Consider the following 22,220-nt stretch of genomic DNA (forward strand, 5'->3'; position numbering starts at 1 on the left):
GTGCGCCCGCGTCCGGGTATCCGGCGAGGACGCCTAGGCGCGGTAGACCTGCACCACGGAGGGCCGGGGAAGCGCTGCCTGGCCCTTGCCGGGCGTGCTTCCGGACGGCACGTAATCGGGGAAGAAGGAGCGCTGGTCCGTCCAGCTCCCGTCCTCACCCGGGTGCTGCACGGCGACGAAGACCGTGCCCTCCTGGTCATGGATGATCGGCCCGCACGTCTCTGCGTCCCGCGGCACCGCGAGGAACTGCTCCACGCGCCCCCGCTCCGCTCCTTCGAGGCCCACCTTGAACAGGCCGTCGTTGAAGCCCACCGTGCCCGGCTGGCCGTCGGTGGAGATCCACAGGTTGCCCTGGGAGTCGAAGGCCACGTTGTCGGGGCAGGAGATCGGCGAGACCTTGTCCTTCGGGTAGCCGCCGAAGTACGTCGCCGGGTTGCGTGCAGGGTCGCCGCAGACGAGGAGCAGGTTCCAGGTGAAGCGGGTACCCGACGCGTTGCCGCCCGCCTCGATCAGTTCGACCACGTGGCCGTCGCGGTTCTGCGTGCGCGGGTTCGCCTCGTCCGCGAGGGCGTTGGAGCCCACTCCACGGTTGGTGTTATTGGTGCAGGCGACGTAGACCTTGCCCGTGAGGGGGTTCGGTTCCACATCCTCGCAGCGGTCCATCTTGGTGGCGCCCATTCTGTCGGCGGCGAGGCGCGTGAAGACGGCGACCTCCGCGGCCGTCATGCCGGCGACCACGGACCGGTTGTCGATGAGGAGCGGCAGCCACTCGCCGACGCCGTCGAACGCGCCGTCCGAGGGCAGCCTGCCGCTCCCGTCGATCTCGGCGACCGAGTCGCCCTGGAAGCGTGCGACGTAGAGCGAGCCCTCGCTCAGCAGCGTCATGTTGGCCTTGCGCGCGGCCGCGCTCGTGCCCGGCTGGACGGTGTTGGTCGACACGAACTTGTACAGGTAATCGAAGCGCTCGTCGTCGCCCATGTACGCGACGACGCGGCCGTCGGACGCGACGGTCACATTCGCGCCCTCGTGCTTGAAACGGCCCATCGCGCTGTGCTTCTTGGGCGTGGAGGTGGGGTCGAAGGGATCGACCTCGACGATGTAGCCGAAGCGGTGCTTCTCGTTCTCGTAGCCGGCGTTGCGCGTGTCCCACCGTGCCTCGTCGATCTCCCAGCCGCGCGCCGTCGGACGGTTGGTGAGGCCGTAGCGGCGATCGCCGTCGCTGGTGCCGGTGGCCACGAAGTAGCCGTTGAAGTTCTCCTCACCCGAGAGGATGGTGCCCCAGGGCGTGGTGCCGCCGGCGCAGTTCCCGAGCGTGCCGAGGATGGTGCGGCCCGCGGGGTCGTCCTTCGTCTTCAGCAGGTCCGACCCGGCGGCGGGGCCGGTCACGTCGTACGGGGTGGTGGTCAGGTAGCGACGGTTGAGCGGGGCACCCTGGACGTAGGACCACGGCTTGTTCCTGTTCTTGCGCTCGAGCTCGACGACGGACAGCCCGTGGGCGGCCTTGCCGATGCCCCGCACTTCCGCGGCGGGCAGGGTCGGCGGCACCATGATGGTCTCGTTCGTGTACTCGTGGTTTGCGAAGAGCACCGCGCGGCGGCCCTTGCTGCCCTCGATCTCGAGGACGTCGGTGTAGTCGCAGTTGTAGCCGAACTGCAGCGCCTGCGCCGCAGCGCTCTGGCGCTCGGCGTCGAAGGCCGGGGAGTTGGCGAACAGCGGATCACCCCAGCGGATCACCGGCTTCCAGCCGTAGCCCTGCGGCACGGTCATGGCGTCCACGGAGGCGTCGACCGGGGCGATGGGGTCGAACGGCAGGTTGCTCTTCAGGTACCCCGTGCCGGGGGGCGGAGCGGCCTGGGCCGAGCCGGCCCCGGTCTGCATGCCGACGAGGAGGGTCAGCGCACCGGCGGCACCGGCGCCGAGCGCACTGCGGCGGGAAAATTCGCTCGAGACGATGTCGCGGAAGTAGTTGTTGGTGGAGGTGTTGCACACCGCGTCGGAGCACGCGTTGTCGCACTTCAGCGCACAGGTGACGGCGCTGCGCTTTCCCTGGGTGTGGCCGAGCATCGGTAGCAGGCGGCGCGGAGTTTCAGTCATGGGGTGGTACCTCTCGCAGGATGAACGTCATTCGCTCCTACCCTGCCGAGCACACCTGAACAGCCGCGGTGCGTCGCGGTGAACGCCGCGTGAACGCCGCCCTAACACGAGTGTCGGCGCCGGTCTCGGGACCGGCACCGATCCACCTGTCTCAGGCCGCCGGGAGGCCTGCGTCCTGGAAGCCGCCGTCGATCTGCAGCGGGAGGGCCCGCCCCAGCTGCCGCTCCCGTGCCGCATGCACGAACGCGTCGAACAGCGCGGTCTCCGTGGGGCTCTGCTCGGGGTGCCACTGGACGCCGATGCGGAAGCGGTCGGCGGGGAACTCGATGGCCTCGATGATGCCGTCCCTGCTGGCGCGACGGGTCCATGTCCCAGCCTCCGACGACGATCACTCCGTCGAGCCGTGGCAGCAGCTGCTCGACGACGCCGCCGTCGGTTCCCTGCCGCGGCAGCAGGACGGGTTGACATCCAACGTAGTACTTCGTTGTTGTGGCCACGTTTCGGACAGGTGAGGACTCCGTATCGCTTCCAGCCCCGGTCAGCGCTGCTCTGCCGCGGCGAGCACCGCATAGCAGCGACGCAGGCGTTCCAGCCACGCCAGCCTCCTGTCGGGGGCTGCGGCGAAGTGGAGCAGCTTCTCCCTGGAGACCTCCACGTCCCGTACGGGGAGCACTCCTGCCAGCGGCACGAGCGACGCGTCGGTGACGTCACCGGCCATGAGGGACACCGTCGCCAGGCCGCAGGCGTAGGGCAGCTCCGGCAGGGTGGCGGCGAGGGCGACGCCGGCCCGGATGCCGACGGAGGTGTCGAGAGCGGAACTGACGACGGCGGGAAGGCCCGCGCGGCCGATGATGTCGAGCGCCCGGCGCACGCCCCCGAGCGGCGGCGCCTTGATGACGAGGAGGTCGGCCGCGTCCTCCCGGGCGACGCGCAGCGGGTCGTCCTGGCGCCGCACGCTCTCGTCCGCCGCCACCAGGACCCGATGGCCGCGGCGGCGCAGCTCGAGCCTCACCGCCCGCAGGCCGGCGATGTCCGCGACCGGCTGCTCGACGTACTGCAGGTCGAACGGCGCCAGCGCGTCGAGGGCCGTGAGCGCCTGGCCGACCTCCCACCCGCCGTTGGCGTCCACCTTGATCCCTGCCCCCGGGAGGAGCCGGCGCACTTCGGCGACGCGGGCGACGTCGTCCGCCAGGTCCTGCCCCTTCTCCGCCACCTTCACCTTCACAGCGCCGACGGCGCCGAAACGGGACAGCACCCCTTCGACCGCGGCAGGTCCCACCGCGGGGACCGTCGCGTTGACGGGCACCGACGCGCGGATCGGGTCCGGGAAGCCGTGCCAGGCCGCTTCGACGGCAGAAGCGAGCCATGGAACGGACTCGGCGTCGTCGTACTCGAGGAACGGACAGAACTCGCCCCACCCTGCCGGCCCCCGGATCAGGAGGGCCTCACGCACCAGGACGCCCCGGAACCTCACCCGCATGGGGACCGACACCACGTACGCCGACGCCTCGATCTCCTCCAGCGGAGGCAGCGGAAGGGGAACCGGCGGAGCCATCGGTTGCATCTGCACGACCTCAGGTTACGGGAGCGCCCGCTCGCCCGGAGGTCGCGGGGCGGCGGAACTCGCAGGATCGTATGGAACCATGGGGTCGATGACCCCGCAGCGCACCCCTTCCCGGCAGGCGCGGGCAGCACGCTCGCCGCTGCTCTTCGTGCTGGCCGCCCTCGCCTGCGCGGCGGCGCTCGGCTGGACCTACTGGGCCTTCGTCCGGACCACCACGGGCCAGTTCGCCGACGAATCCGCGTGGCGCGAGGCAGGAGTCGCAGCGCCCGACACGCAGCTGCCGTTCCTGCGGTTCCTGGACTCGCTGCCCACCATCTCGGCGGTCCTCGCGACCGCCGCCATCCTGTTCGTGGCCTTCGGACGCAGGCGGTATGCCGCCGCCCTGACGGCCGTCGCCGTCATCGCGGCGTCCAACCTGACCACGCAGATCCTCAAGAACCTCGTCTTCGACAGGCCCGACCGGGGTGTCGACACCCTGGACTTCAATTCATTACCGTCAGGGCATACAACGCTCGCGGCGTCCGCCGCTGCCGCCGTCTTCATCATCGCCACGCCCCGCTGGCGCCCCTTCGCCGCAGCGGCAGGCGGGGGCTACTCCGTCCTCGCCGGCGCTGCCACCTTCCTCAACCTGTGGCACCGCCCGGCCGACGTCGTGGCAGCCCTCCTCGTCGTGGGGACCTGGACGCTGGTCGGAGGCCTGATCATCATGCGCACCGGGAACACCTGGAATACATGGCAGGGTTTCGGTGCGCACTGGGCGTCCTCGCGCGGCTGGCTCCTCCTGTGCTGGGTGCTCGGGCTCGGCAGCCTGGCGCTGTCCGCCGCCCTCTACCTCTCCGTCCAGGCCGTCGGCCCCGCGCCCACACCCGGGACGGCGGGCGTGCCCCTGTTCTTCTGGTCGGGCCTCACGTGCATCGTCGGCGTCGGCTTCGCCCTCGCGGCCTCGGTCGGCTGGCTCTTCGCCGCCCAGGCGCGGACGACGGCGGCTCGGACGGGGGCGTAACACCCTCGGGGCCCCTCCGCACGCCCTTTCCGTAGCCCGCTTTTCCTGTTGAAGAGCCGAGGTGACGGTGCAACGCTGGCCGGACCAGCGACGGAAGAGGCGGACGATGAAAGCCATGGTGTACCGCGGGCCCTACAAGATCCGGGTCGAGGAAAAGCCCATGCCGAAGATCGAGCACCCGAACGATGCGATCGTCCGCGTCACGACCGCGGCGATCTGCGGCTCTGACCTGCACCTGTACCACGGCATGATGCCGGACACCCGCGTGGGCACCACGTTCGGACACGAGTTCATCGGCGTGGTCGAGGAGGTGGGGTCCTCCGTCCAGAACCTCACACGAGGCGACCGCGTCATGGTCCCCTTCAACGTCTACTGCGGGTCCTGCTACTTCTGCGCACGCGGCCTGTACTCGAACTGCCACAACGTCAACCCGAACGCGACGGCGGTGGGCGGCATCTACGGCTACTCCCACACGACCGGGGGGTACGACGGCGGCCAGGCGGAGTTCGTGCGCGTGCCCTTCGCCGACGTGGGGCCCGCGATCATCCCCGACTGGATGGACAGCGAGGACGCGGTGCTCCTCACGGACGCCCTCGCCACCGGGTACTTCGGCGCGCAGCTCGGCGACATCGTCGAGGGCGACACCGTGGTGGTGTTCGGCGCTGGACCCGTGGGCCTGTACGCCGCGAAGTCGGCGTGGCTCATGGGGGCCGGACGCGTGATCGTCGTCGACCACCTCGAATACCGGCTCGAGAAGGCCCGCACCTTCGCGCACGCCGAGACCTTCAACTTCGCCGAGTACGACGACATCGTGGTCGAGATGAAGAAGACCACGGACTGGTTGGGGGCGGACGTCGTGATCGACGCGGTGGGAGCGGAGGCGGACGGCAACTTCCTCCAGCAGGTGACCGGCACGAAGCTCAAGCTGCAGGGAGGCTCCCCCATCGCCCTGAACTGGGCGATCGACGCCGTACGCAAGGGCGGGACGGTATCGGTCGTCGGAGCCTATGGCCCGATCTTCAGTGCGGTGAAATTCGGTGATGCGCTCAACAAGGGCCTGACCCTGCGCATGAACCAGACGCCGGTGAAACGGCAGTGGCCGCGCCTCTTCGACCACATCCGCAACGGCTACCTCAAGCCCAGCGACATCGTCACCCACCGGATACCCCTCGAGGAGATCGCGGAGGGTTACCACATGTTCTCGGCGAAGCTCGACAACTGCATCAAGACGCTCGTCATCCCGACCCCCCGCTAGGAGATCACCGTGTCGTCCTCCACGCCGTCAACGCCCTACATCGCGAACAAGGCCCGGGACATCCCGACCGCCGAGGCGCTGCGCGCCCGTATCCCCGGCTGGGGTGTGGATCTCGACCCGAAGGACCGACCGTCGTTCCCGCGGGAGGTGTTCGACCCCGCCGGGACCGGGGCTCACTGGGACTACCCGGAAGAACAGCAGGGCGGAGAGGGTCGGGAGCGGTCGATCGAGCACAGCCGGCTGACCCCGGTCTTCGGCACGAGCGTCCCCCTGAAAGGCGTCTCCGGCAGCATCCGCCGCTACGCCTACCGCTACAGCGAGGGCCGCGCCGCGCACTGGCTCCTGCTCCTGCTCGGGGACCGCGTCGACGCATGGGGCTCCCACGTGGCATCCTTCGCCACACTGCGGCCCGACAACCCCATCACCGAGACAGGTGTCCTGTCCGAGGGGCGCAGGCACGGGCTGGCGTCGCGGTTCGGCGTGGGGCGCGCGGATGTCAATCACACGTGGATCGATCCGATCGTCGTCGGTGGTCCGTGGGTCGTCACGACGGCCGGCGCAGTCCTTGCCGCGCGCGCCATCGCCCGCCGCGGGCGGCACTGAGGCCCTCCTCGCCCGGTGATCGCCGGTGTCCGGCGGTGATCGCCCCGTCAGCGGCGCGCCGCGTCCGCCGGTTCCGGAGCGGCGCGCGGGATCCAGTACCAGAGGACTGCCGCGCCGAGGAAGCCCAGGGCGGCAGTCGCCCAGATCCCGACGGAGATTGTCGCCAGGGCGGTCACGAGCGAGAGGAGCGCCGGCCCGCCCATGGTCCCGGCGTCGGTGAGCAGGCGCCAGATCCCGAGGAACTGCGGGCGTCCGGGCGAGGGCGAGAAGTCCGCCCCGAGCGTCATGACGATGCCCGATCCGATGCCGTTGCCGAAGCCGATGAGCAGGGCGACGAGGAGCAGGCCCACCGCGTCGCCGGTCACCGGCAGCAGGGCGAGCGCGGTACCCATGATCAGCATGCACGGGACCGCGATCCAGCGGCGACCCTTGACGTCCATGACCTTGCCGGAGGGGTAGAAGATCAGCATGTCGATGGCGCCGGACAGCCCGTAGACCAGCGCTGTTGCGGACGCGTCCAGGCCGATGTCCTCCGCCCACAGCGGCAGCACCGCCTGGCGCGTGGCCCGGACCGCGGCGATGAGCAGCACACCGATCCCCACGGTGGCGAAGATCCGTGCGTGGCTGCGCAGAACCGAGCGCACTGTCGGCGCCGGTGAGGTATCCCCGGATCTCCGCACCGCGGGTCCGCTCCTGCCCGCCTCGAGTTGGGGCACCCGCCCGCTGAGTACTGCCGCGGCGAGGCTCGCCACACCTCCCACCCAGTACGCGCCGTCGAGCCCGAGCGCGCTCATGGCGAGGGCCGCGGCGAAGGGCCCGAGAAAGACGCCGATGCGCGTGACGCCTCCGAGCGTGGAGAGCGCACGGGCGCGGAAGTACGGCGGAACGGCCTCGGTGAGGTAGCTCTGCCGCGCGAGTCCGAACACTGCACCGGCCATGCCGACCATTCCGACGGCTGCCGCGAAGACCGGCAGTGTAGGTGCCCACAACGCCAGGAACATTGCCGCCGCGCACCAGAGCGCGGCGCCCACGAGTGCCTTCCGCTCACCGAACCGGGTGGCGATCAGGGTGGCCGGGACGTTGGCGGCCAGGGATCCGACGCCGGACAGCGTGATGACCAGGGCCGCCGTGGCGATGTCGGCGCCGAGGTCCCGTGCGGTCAGTGCGACGACCGGGAGGATGGCACCTGTTGCGACCCCGTAGAGCAGCGAGGGACCATACGCTCCCAGGGCGATCGAGCGGAGGTCGAAGGTTTCCTGGGGCACCCTTCAACCATAGTCCGCGTGCAGGAGCGCACGGCCTCCGGTCGGGAGGATGCGGGATCGACAGATGCTAGGCGTCGGCCTATTCTCCGCCGTCTCCGTCGACGATCCCCGAAGCGGAACACAGGTCCGGCGGCGGGTCGGCCTCCACGGCGCTGAAGGTCTGGCCCGAGTCTCCGGCACGCAGGATCGCCGGGTCCTCGTAGTCCGTCGCGCGGTCGTCGTCCTGGGAGTGCCAGGCCACGAGCTCGACGGGGTCCATCGGCGTCCCGTCCGCGAGCGGACCCGGAACGCGCGTCGCCACATCCGTCGCGACTGCTGGGTCGCTCAGGACGGCAACCCGCAGCGGCACCTCGGTGACATCACTCGGAGACACGGCATTCCCCTCCCTCGGGGTCGCGGCGCGTCCCCTGCATCGATCGTCCTCGCTCCCGAGCCGGTGTCAAGGGAACGCCTTCCCGGACAGCGGGCCGCCCCGGCAGGATGTCGGGCGAGCAGGATGTCAGGCGAGCAGGAGGCCTGCCCACAGGCCGAGGCCCGCTGCGGCGAGCGCCGTCCCTGCGGTCCCGGCACCGGACAGGAGGGCTGCGCGGACGCGGCCCGCCTGGATCAGGCGCACCGTCTCCGCACTCGCCGTGCTGAAGGTCGTGTATCCGCCGAGGAAGCCCGTCCCGCAGACGAGGGTCCACGTGGGCGGCAGTGCTGATGCGAGGACGAGCCCGGTGAGGAATCCCAGTAGGAGGGACCCGCTGATGTTGATCGCCATGGTGCCGACCGGAACGGGACCGCGGACGCGCGACCGGATGGCGCCGTCCAGCACGAAGCGCGCGACCGACCCGAGACCACCGGCGATGCCGAGCGCCAGCACGGAGACGACGCTCACGGCAGATTCTCCGGCAGATTCTCCGGCACATTCTCCGGTGCTGCCTCGGGCCGGGTACGGCTCCCGACGGCGATGCCCGCCGCCGTCGCGCCGAGCCCCACCAGCACGGAGACCGCGAGGTAGGTGACACCCTCGACCGCCCGACCTGCCCCGAGGAGGAGCGCGGAGTCGACGGCGAGCGCGCTGTACGTGGTGAATCCGCCGAGGAAGCCCGTGCCCAGGAGCAACCGCAGGGCACGGCGGCGCCCGTGGTCGGCGCCTCCCCGCGCAAGTGCCTCGAGGAGGAGGCCGAGGGCGAAGGCGCCCGCGATGTTGATCAGGAAGATCCCGAGCGGGAGCCCCTCGGGAGCAGGGAGTGCCGCGGCGATGCCGAAACGGGCGAGGGTTCCGCCCATGCCTCCGAGGAAGACGAGGCCGAGGTAGGCGGGCCGGACGTACGGTGGCACGTTCTGGCCCCGGCCCGGCACAGGCGCCCTGGACTCAGGCAACGGTCCGTGCAAGGAAGTCCAGGGTCAGGTCCCACGCGTCCGCGGCGGCGTCGGGCCGGTAGGCGAAACGGTTCGAGTCGTTGAAGAAGGCGTGGCCGGCACCCGGGTAGACCCTGGCCGTGAAGTCCACGCCGGCATCCGCCATGGCCGCGTCGAGAGCCGGCAGCGCGGTGATGAGCGCGTGGTCGTCCTGGCCGTAGAACGCCAGGACAGGAGCCTTGATACGGGCGAGTTCCTCGCCTGAGAAATGGGCGTGGCCGTAGAAGGGCACACAGGCGAGGAGCCTCGGCTCGTGCACGGCGAGCGAGAAGCTGTAGGTGCCGCCGAAGCAGAAGCCGGTGATGGCCACGCGTCCGCGCACGTCCGCGTCGTCGTACAGGAAGTCGAAGCAGGCCCGGACGCGCTCGATGGTGAGCGTGGCGAACTCGGCGTCCTGCAGCGGCGCCAGGAGGGCCCGGAGCTTCGGCTGGGCCCGGTTGCGTGCCTCCGCGTCCGGGCCGGCGATCGCCTCACCGATCCCCGCGGTGTTCTGCTCGGTGATCCCGTGGTCCGAGAGCAGGTCGGGAGCCACGACGACGTAGCCCTCCCGGGCGAATCGGTCTGCCACATCCCGGGTATGAGCGACGAGCCCCCAGACCTCGTGGAGGAGGATGAGACCGCCCTTCACGGGACCGTCGGGCCGCGCGACATAGGCGGACAGCGCGCCGTGAGCCGTCGCGACGTCCTGGAAGAAGCTCATTCGCCTAGGCTTGCACGCTTCTTGATGCTGCGCCAACCGCCGGCGCGGTTGGCTGCGATGATCGCCCGGAAGATCTCCCGCAGCGCGTCCTCGTCGAGCGGGCGGTCCTGGTACACGGCGACCGTCCGCCCCGTGGAGTTGGTGTGGCCGCCCGTGATGATGCCCCGGGGATCGGGTGCGAGGCCGCCGTCGTACAGGAAGACGTTGACATGGTCCTTCGTGGCGAGCAGGGCGCACACGTTCCCCTGGAGGACGAAGTAGGGCTGGCGCGTGCGCTTGATCGTCTCCTCCACCTCCGGATCCGCGTCGTGCACGAGGCGGCGGACGGCCCTGCAGATGTCCTGCTGCCAGGGCGGCAGCGCGGCGATGTAGTCGTCGATGCGGGGGTCGGGAGCTCCAGCCATGGGGCCAGTGTGCCAGCGCCGGCGATCGGCGGGAAGGGACCCGGGGCGGCCAGGTGGTGCCCGATGCGGTGGGCCGGACAGCACGGGAGTACTATCGGTGCCACCACAATCAGTCAACGACGACGGACGTGTGATGACCAGGTTCCTTGTTCCACTCGGCATGATCAGCTTGTCCCTCGGAATCCTCGCCCTCGCCGCGGGCGCCCGGGGCTACCCCCTCCTCCTGATCGTGACAGGCGGCCTTGTGCTCGCGCTGCTGTGCTTCAGGCGGGGCGGGAATTCCACCGCCTCCTCCCCTGCTCGCAGTTGCGCGGAATTCGCGATGCCTCCCGTCGGCGCATGTCCCCCGGAGCGCCTTCGTGAGGCGCGCGACCTTGCCGCGCGCGTCGTCGAGGAATCGAACGAGAGGGGCACGCCCCAGCGGCGTGATCCCTGACGGCGGTCCGCCGTCAGGCCGCGACTGGTCGATCGGGTTCCGATCCGCACAGGCCCTTCCTCGGCACCCTCTGCTCCTGTTGAGTGGCTGCATGAGAAGAGTCCTGATCCTCGGCGGCACCGCGTGGCTCGGCCGCGAGCTGGCAGCACAGCTCGCGGGCGGCGGTGACGCCGTCACGTGCCTTGCCCGCGGCGTAGCCGGCCGGCCCCCGTCCGGCGTGGTGTTCGTCGCGGCGGACCGCGCGGAGGCGGGCGCCTACGACGCCGTCCGCGGCACCGACTGGGATGAGGTCATCGAGCTCTCCTGGGACACCGCACAGGTCATCGGCGCCCTCGAGGTCCTCGCAGCGCGCGCCGCACACTGGACGCTCATCTCCTCCTGCTCCGTGTACGCGTCCGATGCCGGGCCGGGAGCGGACGAATCGGCGGCACTGGTGGAGGCGCATGATGGCGGCGGCGGCGACTACGCGCAGGCGAAGGTGCTGTGTGAGCGGGCGTCCGCCGCGGCCGTCGGGGACCGCCTCCTGATCGTCCGCTCCGGCCTGATCGCAGGGCCCGGGGACGGCAGCGACCGCTTCGGATACTGGGTCTCGCGTTGCGCCGCCGCAGGGGACCAGGACATCCTCGCGCCCGCCCTCGAGGGCCGGCACGTGCAGGTCATCGATGTCCGTGACCTGGCCGCGTGGACGATCCGCGCCGGGCGGCGCGCTGCGGAGCCTGCGGAAGACGCTCACGGACACGCTCGACGACGAACGCGCGCGTGGGCTCGAGCGCGACCGCAGGGCGGGGCTGTCCCGGGCCGAGGAAGGAGAGCTCCTGGTGAGACTGCGGGACCGGCCCGACGACGGCGGGTAGCCCCGGACTGCGGAAACCGCCGCGCTGCAGTTCGGCACCAACCAGCGCCGGCGCCTTGCCCCGGCACCCGACCAGGCCTACCCTGCGGGCAGGAACTCCGGGGACATGGAAGGAGGTCGACCGTGCGAACCGCGATGCCGGCCGTCCTGTGCGGGCTGATCCTCACCGCTCCGTCCTGTTCAGCGGTGTCCTGCACGGCCATCGCGGCCCTTCCGGGTCTGTCCATCACCCTGGCGGGAGGGCCGGCCGCGGTCACGGAACGCCTCGAGGTCTCGGTCTGCACCGACGGCGGCTGCAGCACGACCGGAGTGGACCTCGCGCCCGGGTCGACGACGACGGAGGAGACCTGCACCCCGGACGGCACCTGCAGCGCCGTCTCCACTCCGGACGGGACCCTGATCGGGTTCGCGGAACTCGACCTGCCCGAGGGTGAGGTGCGCACCGACGTGACCGTCCACCAGCGGGACGGACGCTCCGCCGTGTACGCGGCCACGGTCGTCCCGGCCATGGTGCATCCGAACGGTGAATACTGCGACGGCGGGGCGATCCAGGGGCGCCTCGTGCTCGATGACGCCGGGCTCCGCTCCGGCTAGCCCGGAACACTGCCCACCGCTCCGCGAGAGTACAGGAATCACCGCGGAACGGACGCTCGAGCGGTCATCCCTGCCGTCTCGTCGGCGACCGGCACGGGCACGCGTACCGGGTCGCCGACGGCGCTACAGGGCGGTGATGGTCCAGCCCGTGTGGTGGGTCTCCCCCGGGTGGAGGACCACGAGGTCCTCGCCCGTGGTGAAGGCCCCGGGCGGGCACGTCATGGGTTCCACGGCGAGTCCGAGCCGCGTGCTCTCGGGCTTCTTCGGGAGGTCCGCGGTGTGGATCTGCACCCACGGGCACGTGTCGTCCCACTCGATGGCGGCCCCGGTCCCGGAGGCCGGATCGGTGACCCGGACCGTGGCCCGGCCGGCGTCGTCGCGCGTCAGGTCGGTGAAGGCGTGGTCGATCTGCACGTCGCCGAGCGCGTGGGCCTCCCGGAAGTCGAACTTCGTGCCGGCGACGGGCTCCTTGGCCACGGGCAGCAGGCGATCGGGAGTGACGGTGAGGACCGTGGCGGCGGGCAGTTCGAGCACCCACGCGTCGAGCGGTGAGGGACCGGCGACGAGGTACGGGTGGGGGCATACTCCGTAGGGCGCTCGCCGCGATCCCGTGTTGAGGGCGGTGATGTCCGTCCGGAACCCCTCCGCGCCGACGCCGAAGCGTGCGTGCAGCGCGACCGTGAAGGGGTACGCCTCGGTCGGCTCGATGGTGCACCCCAGCGTCACGGCGGACTCCGTGTGCTCCACGAGGGTCCAGGGGATGTCGAACACCAGACCGTGGAGGGCCGCGCCGCGCTCGGGCTCGTTGATCGGCAGTTCGTAGGAGGCGCCGTCGAACGAGTAGCGCCCGTCCTCGATGCGGTTCGGCCAGGGCGCCACGAAGGCGCCCCGGAAATTGGGCATCTCCTCGTCGGCGCCGAAGCCGACCACGAGCGGCCGCCCCTCGTAGGTCAGTTCCCGGACAGCGGCACCGAGACCGAGGACGACGGCCGTGTAGCCGCCGCCCTCGATCCTGTATTCGGAAGGGCTCATGCGAGGGATACGGCCGTCCACGACACGGGGGGAAGCGTGATCGTGACGGCGCTGCCGTCGAGCTTCGCTGAGGTGTTGGTCTTCATGGTCACGCGCTCGGGCTCCTCGAGGGTGTTCTTGGCATATACGTCCGTATCGTACAGCGACTGCGCATCCACGGTGCTGAACCCGTCGAGCGCGGCGATGTCGATCGTCACGGTGGTCTCCTCGGTCTGCGAGCGGTTGACGAGGAAGACGGCGGTGGCACCCGTCGCGTCGTCGTGCGTCGCCACGGCGTCCACGAGCGACACGACGCCGTACTCGCTGGTCTGGTAGGTGCCGGCGTCGAGCTTGAGCTCGAGCACCGAACCCTGCGCGAGCTTCGAGGTGATGGCGAAGGGGAAGAACGTGGTCTGGCGCCAGGCGGGCCCGCCCGGCTCCGTCATGATCGGGGCGATCACATTGACGAGCTGCGCCAGCGACGCCGAGGTGACCCGGTCCGCGTGCTTGAGCAGGGAGATCATCAGGTTGCCGAACACGACGGCGTCCGCGACCGAGTAGCAGTCCTCGAGCAGGCGCGGGGCCACGGGCCAGTTGTCGAGGCCTTCGATCTTGTCGACGTTCTCGAAGCGGCTGATGTACCAGACGTTCCACTCGTCGAAGGAGATGTTGATGGTCTTCGAGCTGCCGCGGACGGCCTTCACGTGGTCAGCGGTGGCGACCACGGACTCGATGAAGGAGTCCATGTCCACGGCGGAGGCGAGGAACGAGCCGAGATCGCCGTTCTTCTCCTCGTAGTAGGCGTGGCAGGAGATGTAGTCGACGACGTCGTAGGTGTGCGAGAGCACGACGCGCTCCCATTCGCCGAAGGTCGGCATGTGCGCGCTGGAGGAGCCGCAGGCCACGAGTTCGATGGATGGGTCGAGCTGGCGCATCGCCCGGGCCGTGATGGCGGCCAGCTTGCCGTAGTCCTCCGCGGAACGGTGGCCGAGCTGCCACGGCCCGTCCATCTCGTTGCCCAGGCACCAGATCTTGACCTCGAACGGGTCGGGACGGCCGTTGGCCATGCGCTGGTCGGCGAGCGCGGTGCCCTTGGGCAGGTTCGAGTATTCGAGGAGCTCGAGGGCCTCGGGCGTGCCCCGCGTGCCGAGGTTCACGGCCAGCATGAGGTCGCTGTCGACCTTCTGCAGCCACGAGGCGAACTCGTGCATGCCCACCTGGTTGGTCTCCGTGGAGTGCCAGGCGAGGTCGAGGCGGGTGGGGCGCTGCTCGCGCGGTCCCACGCTGTCCTCCCAGCGGAAGCCGGAGACGAAGTTTCCTCCGGGGTAGCGGATGGTCGAGACGCCCATCTCCTTCACGAGTTCGATGACGTCCTGGCGGAAGCCCTCGTCGTCGGCGGTCGCGTGGCCGGGCTCGTAGATGCCGTCGTAGACGTGGCGTCCGAGGTGTTCGACGAACCCGCCGAAGATGTTGCGGTTGATGGGCCCGACCGTGAAGGAGGGGTCGAGAGTGAGGCGTGCGTTCTGCATCGGGCTACTTTCTGTACGGAGTGGCGTGCGGCGGGGTGGGGTGTGGGCTACTTGAGCGAGCCCAGCGACAACCCGCCCTGCCAGTACTTCTGGAGGGAGAGGAAGGCGATGATCAGCGGGATGATCGAGATGAAGGCACCCGTGGTGATCAGGTTCCACAGCGCCTCACCGCCGCTGCCGGCGTTGGACAGGGCCTGCCAGCCGTTGAGGCCGACCGTGACGGGCAGCAGCAGTGGGTCGCTGAGGACCGCGAGCGGGAGGAAGAAGTTGTTCCAGGTCCCGACGACGGACAGCAGGAGCACCGTCACGATGGCCGGGCGCAGCAGGGGAAGCGCGATCTGGAAGAACGTGCGGATCTCGCCCGCGCCGTCGATCCGTGCGGCGTCGAGGAGCTCGTCGGGTACCGCCTCCTGGGCGAAGACCCGCATGAGGTAGACACCGAAGGGGCTGAGCAGCGACGGCAGGATGACGGCCCAGATGGTGTTCACCAGGCCCACCGAGCTCAGGAGGACGAAGGTCGGGATGACGAGCGCCGTCAGGGGCACCATGACCGCCCCGAGCAGGATCCCGAAGAAGGCGGCCCGGCCGCGGAAGTTGTACTTCGCGAAGCCGTAGCCGGCGAGGACCGCCAGGATGGTGGCGCCGACGCCTCCGGAGATGGCGTAGAGGAACGAGTTGCCGAGCCAGCGCCAGTAGATGCCGTCCTGGCGCTCGAACAGGCCCTGGAGGTTGCTGAAGAAGTGGAATTCGTTGTCGAACCACAGGGGTCCGCCGGATCCGCCGAAGAGTCCCGCGGTGTCCTTGGTGCTCGCGACCGTCAGCCACCAGAGAGGGGTGATGAAGTAGATGACGAGGATCAGCAGGAAGATGTGCGAGCCGATGCGGGGGCCGCCGTTGCGGGCCCGGTTCCGTGATGCGGAGCCGCGGGCCTTCCGGCCGTCCTGCCGCTGTGGGGTGTCTGTGACGAGTGCCATGGCTTATTTCAGTCCGCTCTGCTTGCGGGTCAGGAAGAGGAAGATGAAGGAGAAGACGAACACGACGATGCCGAGCGCGAAGGAGATGGCGGAGGCGTAGTTGAACTGGCTGTAGGAGAAAGCCAGCGAGAAGGCGTACATGTTCGGTGTGTACGACGTGGGGATGGCTCCCTGCGCCACTCCCCTCAGGACCTGCGGTTCGGTGAAGAATTGGAGGGTGCCGATCAGCGCGAAGATCACCACCATGACCAGGGAGGACGAGATCATCGGGACCTTGATGCGCAGGGCGATCTGCCGGTCGGACGCGCCGTCGAGCACGGCCGCCTCGTAGATCCCCGGGTCGATGCCTCTCAGGGCGGCGTAGATGATGATCATGTAGTAGCCGGCCCACTGCCAGGTGACAATGTTCACGAGGCTGCCGAAGATGTTGTCCTGTGCCAGGAATTCCGGTGCAGCCAGTCCGAAGATGCTGAAGATGGAACTGGCCGGACCGAACCTCGGGCTGTAGAGGAAGCCCCACATCAGTGCGCCGATGACGACGGGGATCGCGTAGGGGATGAAGATCATGAGACGCGAGAACTTCGAGGCCCAGGTGGCCAGGTTGTCGAGGACGAGGGCCGCGACGAGAGCCACGAGCATCTGGGCCGGGATCATGATGAGGGCGAACTTCGCCACCGTGCCGAGGCCCTGGAGGAAGATCGGATCCGAAAACGCCTTGATGTAGTTGTCTCCGCCGACGAATTTGTTGCCCGTCGCGAGGGTGCTGGTGAACAGGCTCATCCGGAAGGCGTAGACCAGCGGAAGGATGAGGAAGGTCAGGAAGATGAGGGCGAAGGGCGCCACGAACAGCCACCCCCAGCGCTGCTTGCGCCGGTAGTTCCTGTCCGGGCGGTGCTTGACCTGGTGGGGTGCCTCGGCGGGGTGTGACGACGTCGGCGCGGTGGTCGTGGCCATGGTGGTCTTTCCTCGAGCTAGGGGAAGGATGTGCGGTGGACGGACTCCACCGGGAGCGGAGGGAAGGTGCCCGCCACGCAAGCGGGCACCTTCCGACGGCGGTCTACTTCAGGGTGAAGCCCTGCTCGGTCGCGTACTGCTCGAGCGAAGCCTGGAGGTCGTCGAGCGCCTGGCCGGCATCCTTCTCGCCCTGCACCATCGCGTAGAGCTGCTCGGTGAGCTGGTCGTAGGCGTAGTTCTGGAACGGGCTGAAGGTCGCGCCCTCGTAGCCTGCAGCAGCGTCGAGGAACACATCCTTGTTGATCTGCTGTCCGCCGAAGAACTCGTACTCCTTGTCGGCGAACTCCGGGGAGTCGAGGACCGGGGCGTAGGACGGGAAGAGCGCTCCCTTGTCCACACCGAGGTTCATGCCCTCCTCGTTGCCGAAAATGCCCATGGCGACCTTCGCTGCGAGCTCCTTGTCCTTGGCCTGCTCCGTGACGGCGAAGGTGGAGCCGCCCCAGTTCACCTGGACGGGGTTGGCCGCGTCCCACTGCGGCAGCGGTGCCGCACGCCAGACGGCGTCCGGATCGGCGTCGGACAGGCCCTGCAGGTAGCCGGGGCCCCAGGCTGCCGCCAGGTAGACGGCGTAGGAGCCGTCGACGAGCTTGGTGTTGTAGTCGGCCGTGAAGGCGTCATCGGTGGCGACGAGGCCGTCCTTCACGAGGCCGTCCCAGTACTCGAGGACCTTCTTGGCTCCCTCGTCGTTCACCTTGATGCCGATCTCCTGCGGGTTCGCGGAGTCGTACTCGAACGGAACGGAACCTGCCTGGGCGAAGAGCGCCTGGTTGAAGGCGCGTCCGTTGGTTGGGAAGTCGCCGATGACAGCGCCGCCGCCGGACTCCTTCAGCTTCCGGGCCGCTGCCTCGAACTCCTCCCACGTGGTGGGGACCTCGATGCCGGCCGCGTCGAAGAGGTCCTGGCGGTAGAGCATGCCCATGGGGCCGCCGTCGACCGGGATCGCGTAGACGGCGTCGCCGCTGCTCGCGTCTTCCCAGGCGCCCTCGGCGTAGTCCGCCTTAACGTCATTGGCACCGAACTCCGTGAGGTCCACGAGGGCATCGCGGATGGTGAAGCTGGAGAGGACCTCGGATTCGAGCTGGATGACGTCGGGGGCGCCGGAGCCGGACTCGATGGAGGTGGAGAACTTCGTGTACTCGTCGTTGCCCTGGCCCGCGTTGGTCCAGCAGATCTGGACGTCGTCGTTGGCGTTGTTGAACTGGTCGACGACCTCGTTGAACGCGGGGTACCAGGCCCAGACCGTGACCTGGGGTGCTTCGGCATTCACGATGGTGTTGGTGCAGGACGCCTCTTCCGAGCCGCCTCCCCCGCCGCTTCCGTTTCCTCCGGAGCAGCCGGTCAGTGCTACAGCAGTGGCGGCGACGATGCCTGCCGATGCCAGGAACTTGGCTTTCATATCTCTTGCTTCCTCTCGCGGTGATGTTCCACCGTGGTCCGCCCAGGGGCGGCCGGTCCGGGTGCTGCAGGGAGGAGGATCACTGTGGCAACAGATGCTGTGCCCGCTCGAATCTTCCTTGATCCGGGCCCGTCCTCCTGCAGATACACCTCGCTCAGCGAGGGTCTCCGCAAGTGCCGGTTCCGTCGTTTACATCGTTGTAGGTAAACGTTGTAGAGAAAGCATGCCGAGTGGGGTGGGTCACTGTCAAGCGGTGCTCCGATATTCTTTCGGAGAGGCCGACATTACCCGGGCAGGGCCGTGGACTCGCGCTCGATCACCCGGAAACGGGCCTCGAACTCCCGGGGAGCAGTGTCCTGCTCACTGCCGGAGATGCGCTCCTGGAGGACGCGCACGGCGGTATCGGCGATCTCGTCCCGGCCGGGATCGATCGTGGAGAGCGTCGGCAGGGAGTAGCGTCCCTCGTCGAGGTCGTCGAACCCGATGACGGCGACGTCGTCGGGTATCCGCCGCCCGGCCTCCTGCAGCACGCGCATCGCGCCGAGGGCCAGGGTGTCATTCATGCCGAACACGGCGTCGAACTCGACCCCGGACTCGAGCAGCTCCCGCATGGACGTGGCCCCGTTCGAACGATGCCACAGGGTCGTGTACCCCAGGAGCCGTGGATCGACCGGGATGCCGGCTTCCTCGAGCGCCTGCTCGTACCCGCGCAGGCGAAGGCCGGCGGAGCCGATCACCTCACCCTCGTGGGCGCCGACGACGGCGATCCGCCGCCTGCCCTTGGACAGCAGGTGCGCCGTGGCGGCACGCGCGGATTCGACGTTGCTCATCGTCACATGGTCCGTCGGACCGCCGAAGATCCGCTCTCCGAGGAGGACGAGCGGGAAGTTCACGTTCAGGTGGTGGGCGTCATCGTTGGACATGCCGAGGGGGCTGAACAGCAGCCCGTCGGTCATCTGGAGCCGGGGGCTGGAGAGGATCTCGAGCTCATGGGCGCGGTCTCCGCCCGTCTGCTCGATGAGGACCTTGAGGCCGCGCCGCTCGGCGGCCCGGATGATGGAGTCGGCCAGTTCCGCGAAGTAGCTCAGCGAGAGTTCGGGCACGGCCAGCCCGATCACGCCCGTCTTGCCCGAGCGCAGGCTGCGCGCCGAGAGGTTCGGGCTGTAGCCGAGTTCGGAGATGGCCTCCATGACCCGCTGCTTGGTGTCGGCGCGGATGTGCTGGTAGTCGTTGATGACATTCGAGACGGTCTTGATCGAGACACCGGCCGCCAGCGCGACGTCCTTCAGTGTGGCCGCCATGCCGCTCCCTCATCCTGCCGTGATGCCCTGTACGTCACGCGTGAGGCGAGTCTACAACGATGTAGGATGGCCGGGCACCGTTGACGAGGTGATGCAGCTTTCATCCATCGTCGTGATACCCATCGTCGCGATACCGGCCAGAGAAGGACCACCATGATCGAGGAACAGGTACGGGACCGGCTCAACTGGGCGGGGAACTACGAGTACCGTGCCCGGACGATCGAGCATCCCGCCTCTCTCGCCGACCTCCAGCGGGCGGTGGCCGGTGCCACGCGCGTGAGCGCGCTCGGCTCGCGCCACTCCTTCAACGACATCGCCGACAGCCCCGAGACCCTCGTGTCCCTGGACGTGCTCGACCCGGGCGTCGACGTCGACGAGCGTGCGCTCACCGTCACGGTCGGCGCCGGGGTCCGGTACGGCGTCCTCGCGGAGCACCTGCAGCGCCGCGGCTTCGCCCTCCACAACCTCGCCTCGCTCCCCCACATCTCGGTCGGCGGCGCCGTCGCCACGGCCACCCACGGGTCGGGGAACGCCAACGGCAACCTCGCCACCGCCGTCGTCGGGCTGGAGCTGGTCACCGCGTCCGGCGAGGTCCTGACCGTTCGAAAGGGGGACGCCGACTTCGACGGCATGGTGGTCGGCCTCGGCGCACTCGGTGTCGTTCACCGCGTGACCCTGCGCATCGAGCCCACCTTCGAGGTGCGCCAGGACGTGTTCACCGACGTCCCATGGGACGCGGTTCTCGCCGACTACGACGCCGCGACCTCGTCCGCCTACAGCGTCAGCCTGTTCACCGACTGGGCCGGGGACACCATCGGCCAGGCGTGGCTCAAGAGCAAAATGGACACCGGCTCCGACGCGCCGGCGCAGTTCTACGGCGGGGTTGCGGCGGACCGCGCCTACCACCCGGTGCCGGGCGTCGCCGCCGACCACTGCACGCAGCAGCTCGGCGTCCCCGGACCGTGGTCCGACCGCCTCGCGCACTTCCGCCTCGCCTTCACCCCCAGCAACGGCCAGGAACTGCAGACCGAGTACCTCGTGGGAAGCGAGCACGCCGTCGAGGCCATCCAGCGGATGCGCGAGCTCGCCCCACGGATCACGCCCCTGCTGCAGGTCTCGGAAGTGCGGTCGATGGCGGCGGACGAGCTGTGGCTCAGCACCAACTACCAGCGCCCCGGGATCGGGCTGCACTTCACCTGGAAGCCCCTGCAGGACGAGGTGGAGGCACTCCTGCCCGAGATCGAGGCCGCGCTCGCCCCGCTCCGGGCCCGTCCGCACTGGGGCAAGCTGTTCGCGGCCGAGGCCGCACAACTCGCGCCGCTCTACCCCCGCTTCGACGACTTCCGCGCGCTGGCCCTCCGCATGGACCCCGAGGGCAAGTTCCGCAACGCCTTCCTCGACCGTACGGTCTTCGGCACGACGCCGTAGGAGGGGACCACTACTGACCTACCTACCCTGCTCTCCATGGCAGGGATACCAACGACAAGGCCGGCGCCATACTCGCCCCCACGCTGGTACTCACCCTGGAATAGCAGGTCGCGGTCGGTATCCGACACCACGTGCCGGGACCAGTTCCCTCGGGATGCTGTCCCGGCACGTTCATGTCCGTCTGCTGACCCCGGTACAGTTCAGGCACCCTCCGGCTGCCAGTAGCGCAGCCCCCCGCTGGTGGTTCCGTCCCGGGCGACGTCGACCACGACGTACGGGAACGCCCGACGGTCCGATCGGTCAGGTCCGCGACCGCGGACGTCCGAACTCCAGGTGCCGGTGTTGGCGTACCGGGTGGGGCTCGACTCGAGGGCTGATTCGAGGGCCCGGTGGGTATGTGCCGAGACGTACCAGGCCACTGCGGCACCGTGCATCTCGAGGGTACGGGCGACGCGGACGGCTGCAGCGGGGGCGTCCTCCCTGACGACGTTCCGCCCGGCGGCCGCGAGCACCATCCGGGTCGCGGTGAGAGGGAGCGCCGACACCGTCCGGAACCGGGACAGCCGCGCCAGGTCGCGAACGGCCACCCGGTCGAGCGCGAGCCGCCGCGACTCGGTCTGCAACAACTGGTCGTACGCGTGCTCCCGGACGCGGAGTTCCGCACGCTCGGACGCCAAGCACGCACGCGCGACAGCCCCCACGCGGCTCAGGCGAGACCTGGACGGATTGTCGTGCCAGGCGGCGAGCGGTGGTAGGTCCAGCTCGTCGGTACCGTTGACCGCGGCACGGAGTACCTCAGGTATTCGGTGCAGCGCGTGGTGCTGGTGCCCGTGCTCCGCCACCAGCACGCGGGGCACGTGGAGGAACCATGGGTGCACCCGGACCCGTGTGGGCTCCACGGGTGACAGCAACGCCGACAGGCGTGCGGCGACCGAAGGCCGTGCCAGCTCCACGTCATGGTTCCCGCACACGAAGTGCAGCTGCAGGCCGCGCATGGCGCACGCTTTCAGCGCCCGGAAGGCGTCGAGGTGGCAGGACAGGATGGACTCGAGCCGGGCCAGGCTCTCCTCCTCGGTGAACCCGGCCAGTTCGAACGTGTCGCCGACGAACACGACGTGCTGCTGCGGACCGGAGGATGCAAGGACCTCGCGGCGCAGGAACTCGGACAATACCGTCCCGGGGGATCGGGGGTCGTCGTCCGACACGCCCAGGTGGAGGTCGCTGACGAGCAACCACCGCGCCGCGCCGCTCACAGGAGCAGTCCCATGACGCGGGGAAGAACGAGGAGGAGGTACATGATCCACATGATGGCGACGCCCCTGCGACTCACGGTCCCTGCCAGGTCGATCAGCACCCTGCCCGCCGAGCGCGTGCCCTGCACGTAGGGAC

General features: G+C 69.4%; 24 protein-coding genes. 7 read left to right on the top strand and 17 right to left on the bottom strand.

The window, feature by feature from the left end:
• Positions 1–33: 33 nt before the first annotated feature.
• The gene (locus ACX80H_RS06325) at positions 34–2,094 is read right to left on the bottom strand and encodes a PhoX family protein (protein ID WP_459311849.1); all 2,061 of its coding nucleotides are present in this window, start codon (positions 2,092–2,094) and stop codon (positions 34–36) included.
• Between the two features lie 151 nt (positions 2,095–2,245).
• A complete protein-coding gene (locus tag ACX80H_RS06330; protein ID WP_459313376.1) occupies positions 2,246–2,434 on the bottom strand; it encodes a hypothetical protein in 189 nt (62 codons plus the stop codon).
• Here ACX80H_RS06330 and ACX80H_RS06335 point away from each other — a divergent pair.
• On the top strand, positions 2,394–2,606 hold the full coding sequence (locus tag ACX80H_RS06335; RefSeq protein ID WP_459311850.1) for a hypothetical protein: 213 nt from the start codon (positions 2,394–2,396) through the stop codon (positions 2,604–2,606). The two genes, ACX80H_RS06330 and ACX80H_RS06335, sit on opposite strands and share 41 nt — an antisense overlap.
• Positions 2,607–2,632: 26 nt before the next feature.
• Here the strand turns inward: ACX80H_RS06335 and ACX80H_RS06340 are convergent, their stop codons facing one another.
• Positions 2,633–3,658, bottom strand: coding sequence for an o-succinylbenzoate synthase (locus ACX80H_RS06340; RefSeq protein ID WP_459311851.1), 1,026 nt, complete (start codon positions 3,656–3,658; stop codon positions 2,633–2,635).
• A 79-nt stretch (positions 3,659–3,737) separates the two neighbouring features.
• Here ACX80H_RS06340 and ACX80H_RS06345 point away from each other — a divergent pair, with 79 nt between their 5' ends.
• The 3 genes from ACX80H_RS06345 to ACX80H_RS06355 all read left to right on the top strand — a co-directional run bounded on the left by ACX80H_RS06345 (position 3,738) and on the right by ACX80H_RS06355 (position 6,519).
• Positions 3,738–4,661 carry a phosphatase PAP2 family protein gene (locus ACX80H_RS06345; RefSeq protein ID WP_459311852.1) on the top strand — a complete coding sequence of 308 codons (924 nt, stop codon included), beginning with the start codon at positions 3,738–3,740 and terminating at the stop codon, positions 4,659–4,661.
• A gap of 106 nt (positions 4,662–4,767) precedes the next feature.
• Positions 4,768–5,916 carry a zinc-dependent alcohol dehydrogenase gene (locus ACX80H_RS06350; protein WP_459311854.1) on the top strand — a complete coding sequence of 383 codons (1,149 nt, stop codon included), beginning with the start codon at positions 4,768–4,770 and terminating at the stop codon, positions 5,914–5,916.
• A gap of 9 nt (positions 5,917–5,925) precedes the next feature.
• Complete coding sequence (locus ACX80H_RS06355) at positions 5,926–6,519, top strand: hypothetical protein (RefSeq protein WP_459311855.1); 594 nt, start codon at positions 5,926–5,928, stop codon at positions 6,517–6,519.
• 47 nt (positions 6,520–6,566) lie between these two features.
• On the opposite strand, the gene ACX80H_RS06360 is transcribed toward ACX80H_RS06355, so the two are convergent.
• The 6 genes from ACX80H_RS06360 to ACX80H_RS06385 all read right to left on the bottom strand — a co-directional run bounded on the left by ACX80H_RS06360 (position 6,567) and on the right by ACX80H_RS06385 (position 10,295).
• Positions 6,567–7,784 carry an MFS transporter gene (locus tag ACX80H_RS06360; protein WP_459311856.1) on the bottom strand — a complete coding sequence of 406 codons (1,218 nt, stop codon included), beginning with the start codon at positions 7,782–7,784 and terminating at the stop codon, positions 6,567–6,569.
• A gap of 79 nt (positions 7,785–7,863) precedes the next feature.
• Complete coding sequence (locus ACX80H_RS06365; RefSeq protein WP_459311857.1) at positions 7,864–8,157, bottom strand: hypothetical protein; 294 nt, start codon at positions 8,155–8,157, stop codon at positions 7,864–7,866.
• Positions 8,158–8,283: 126 nt separating this feature from the next.
• Positions 8,284–8,664: a fluoride efflux transporter CrcB gene (crcB, locus tag ACX80H_RS06370; RefSeq protein WP_459311858.1), complete on the bottom strand. Its 381-nt coding sequence runs from the start codon at positions 8,662–8,664 to the stop codon at positions 8,284–8,286.
• Positions 8,661–9,110: a CrcB family protein gene (locus tag ACX80H_RS06375; protein ID WP_459311860.1), complete on the bottom strand. Its 450-nt coding sequence runs from the start codon at positions 9,108–9,110 to the stop codon at positions 8,661–8,663. Before ACX80H_RS06375 ends, crcB begins: the two co-directional genes overlap by 4 nt.
• A 34-nt stretch (positions 9,111–9,144) precedes the next feature.
• Positions 9,145–9,891, bottom strand: a complete 747-nt coding sequence (locus tag ACX80H_RS06380; protein WP_459311862.1) for a dienelactone hydrolase family protein — start codon at positions 9,889–9,891, stop codon at positions 9,145–9,147.
• Positions 9,888–10,295 (bottom strand): DUF1801 domain-containing protein, encoded by a 408-nt coding sequence (locus ACX80H_RS06385; RefSeq protein ID WP_459311864.1) that lies wholly within the window; start codon positions 10,293–10,295, stop codon positions 9,888–9,890. Before ACX80H_RS06385 ends, ACX80H_RS06380 begins: the two co-directional genes overlap by 4 nt.
• Positions 10,296–10,392: 97 nt before the next feature.
• On the opposite strand from ACX80H_RS06385, the gene ACX80H_RS06390 reads away from it, so the two are divergent.
• A complete protein-coding gene (locus ACX80H_RS06390; RefSeq protein WP_459311866.1) occupies positions 10,393–10,731 on the top strand; it encodes a hypothetical protein in 339 nt (112 codons plus the stop codon).
• 91 nt (positions 10,732–10,822) lie between these two features.
• A complete protein-coding gene (locus ACX80H_RS06395; protein ID WP_459311868.1) occupies positions 10,823–12,178 on the top strand; it encodes an NAD-dependent epimerase/dehydratase family protein in 1,356 nt (451 codons plus the stop codon).
• Positions 12,179–12,301: 123 nt separating this feature from the next.
• Here ACX80H_RS06395 and ACX80H_RS06400 read toward each other — a convergent pair whose 3' ends face one another.
• The 6 genes from ACX80H_RS06400 to ACX80H_RS06425 all read right to left on the bottom strand — a co-directional run bounded on the left by ACX80H_RS06400 (position 12,302) and on the right by ACX80H_RS06425 (position 19,403).
• Positions 12,302–13,210: an aldose 1-epimerase family protein gene (locus ACX80H_RS06400; RefSeq protein ID WP_459311870.1), complete on the bottom strand. Its 909-nt coding sequence runs from the start codon at positions 13,208–13,210 to the stop codon at positions 12,302–12,304.
• Positions 13,207–14,718: an arabinosylfuranosidase ArfA gene (gene arfA / locus ACX80H_RS06405; protein ID WP_459311872.1), complete on the bottom strand. Its 1,512-nt coding sequence runs from the start codon at positions 14,716–14,718 to the stop codon at positions 13,207–13,209. The genes ACX80H_RS06400 and arfA overlap by 4 nt, the downstream gene beginning before the upstream one ends.
• Before the next feature lie 47 nt (positions 14,719–14,765).
• Positions 14,766–15,692 (bottom strand): carbohydrate ABC transporter permease, encoded by a 927-nt coding sequence (locus ACX80H_RS06410; RefSeq protein ID WP_459311874.1) that lies wholly within the window; start codon positions 15,690–15,692, stop codon positions 14,766–14,768.
• 3 nt (positions 15,693–15,695) lie between these two features.
• On the bottom strand, positions 15,696–16,646 hold the full coding sequence (locus ACX80H_RS06415; protein ID WP_459311876.1) for a carbohydrate ABC transporter permease: 951 nt from the start codon (positions 16,644–16,646) through the stop codon (positions 15,696–15,698).
• A 103-nt stretch (positions 16,647–16,749) separates the two neighbouring features.
• Positions 16,750–18,102, bottom strand: a complete 1,353-nt coding sequence (locus ACX80H_RS06420; protein WP_459311878.1) for an ABC transporter substrate-binding protein — start codon at positions 18,100–18,102, stop codon at positions 16,750–16,752.
• Between the two features lie 284 nt (positions 18,103–18,386).
• The gene (locus ACX80H_RS06425) at positions 18,387–19,403 is read right to left on the bottom strand and encodes a LacI family DNA-binding transcriptional regulator (protein ID WP_459311879.1); all 1,017 of its coding nucleotides are present in this window, start codon (positions 19,401–19,403) and stop codon (positions 18,387–18,389) included.
• Positions 19,404–19,556: 153 nt separating this feature from the next.
• Here ACX80H_RS06425 and ACX80H_RS06430 point away from each other — a divergent pair, with 153 nt between their 5' ends.
• Complete coding sequence (locus ACX80H_RS06430) at positions 19,557–20,831, top strand: FAD-binding protein (protein ID WP_459311881.1); 1,275 nt, start codon at positions 19,557–19,559, stop codon at positions 20,829–20,831.
• A 200-nt stretch (positions 20,832–21,031) separates the two neighbouring features.
• On the opposite strand, the gene ACX80H_RS06435 is transcribed toward ACX80H_RS06430, so the two are convergent.
• Positions 21,032–22,084 (bottom strand): metallophosphoesterase family protein, encoded by a 1,053-nt coding sequence (locus tag ACX80H_RS06435; RefSeq protein ID WP_459311882.1) that lies wholly within the window; start codon positions 22,082–22,084, stop codon positions 21,032–21,034.
• The gene (locus ACX80H_RS06440; RefSeq protein WP_459311884.1) at positions 22,081–22,212 is read right to left on the bottom strand and encodes a hypothetical protein; all 132 of its coding nucleotides are present in this window, start codon (positions 22,210–22,212) and stop codon (positions 22,081–22,083) included. The genes ACX80H_RS06435 and ACX80H_RS06440 overlap by 4 nt, the downstream gene beginning before the upstream one ends.
• Between the last annotated feature and the right edge of the window lie 8 nt (positions 22,213–22,220).

The sequence above is a fragment of the Arthrobacter pasteuri genome (genome assembly GCF_054510955.1).

Excerpts from the sequence above, each read along its gene's own strand:
- ACX80H_RS06345 (WP_459311852.1), top strand. The coding sequence starts at position 3,738 with ATGGGGTCGATGACCCCGCAGCGCACCCCTTCCCGGCAGGCGCGGGCA.
- ACX80H_RS06335 (WP_459311850.1), top strand. The coding sequence starts at position 2,394 with ATGCGGAAGCGGTCGGCGGGGAACTCGATGGCCTCGATGATGCCGTCC.
- ACX80H_RS06415 (WP_459311876.1), bottom strand. The coding sequence starts at position 16,646 with ATGGCCACGACCACCGCGCCGACGTCGTCACACCCCGCCGAGGCACCC.
- ACX80H_RS06380 (WP_459311862.1), bottom strand. The coding sequence starts at position 9,891 with ATGAGCTTCTTCCAGGACGTCGCGACGGCTCACGGCGCGCTGTCCGCC.
- ACX80H_RS06430 (WP_459311881.1), top strand. The coding sequence starts at position 19,557 with ATGATCGAGGAACAGGTACGGGACCGGCTCAACTGGGCGGGGAACTAC.
- ACX80H_RS06420 (WP_459311878.1), bottom strand. The coding sequence starts at position 18,102 with ATGAAAGCCAAGTTCCTGGCATCGGCAGGCATCGTCGCCGCCACTGCT.
- ACX80H_RS06325 (WP_459311849.1), bottom strand. The coding sequence starts at position 2,094 with ATGACTGAAACTCCGCGCCGCCTGCTACCGATGCTCGGCCACACCCAG.
- ACX80H_RS06340 (WP_459311851.1), bottom strand. The coding sequence starts at position 3,658 with ATGCAACCGATGGCTCCGCCGGTTCCCCTTCCGCTGCCTCCGCTGGAG.
- ACX80H_RS06400 (WP_459311870.1), bottom strand. The coding sequence starts at position 13,210 with ATGAGCCCTTCCGAATACAGGATCGAGGGCGGCGGCTACACGGCCGTC.
- arfA (WP_459311872.1), bottom strand. The coding sequence starts at position 14,718 with ATGCAGAACGCACGCCTCACTCTCGACCCCTCCTTCACGGTCGGGCCC.
- ACX80H_RS06425 (WP_459311879.1), bottom strand. The coding sequence starts at position 19,403 with ATGGCGGCCACACTGAAGGACGTCGCGCTGGCGGCCGGTGTCTCGATC.
- ACX80H_RS06395 (WP_459311868.1), top strand. The coding sequence starts at position 10,823 with ATGAGAAGAGTCCTGATCCTCGGCGGCACCGCGTGGCTCGGCCGCGAG.
- ACX80H_RS06410 (WP_459311874.1), bottom strand. The coding sequence starts at position 15,692 with ATGGCACTCGTCACAGACACCCCACAGCGGCAGGACGGCCGGAAGGCC.
- ACX80H_RS06350 (WP_459311854.1), top strand. The coding sequence starts at position 4,768 with ATGAAAGCCATGGTGTACCGCGGGCCCTACAAGATCCGGGTCGAGGAA.
- ACX80H_RS06385 (WP_459311864.1), bottom strand. The coding sequence starts at position 10,295 with ATGGCTGGAGCTCCCGACCCCCGCATCGACGACTACATCGCCGCGCTG.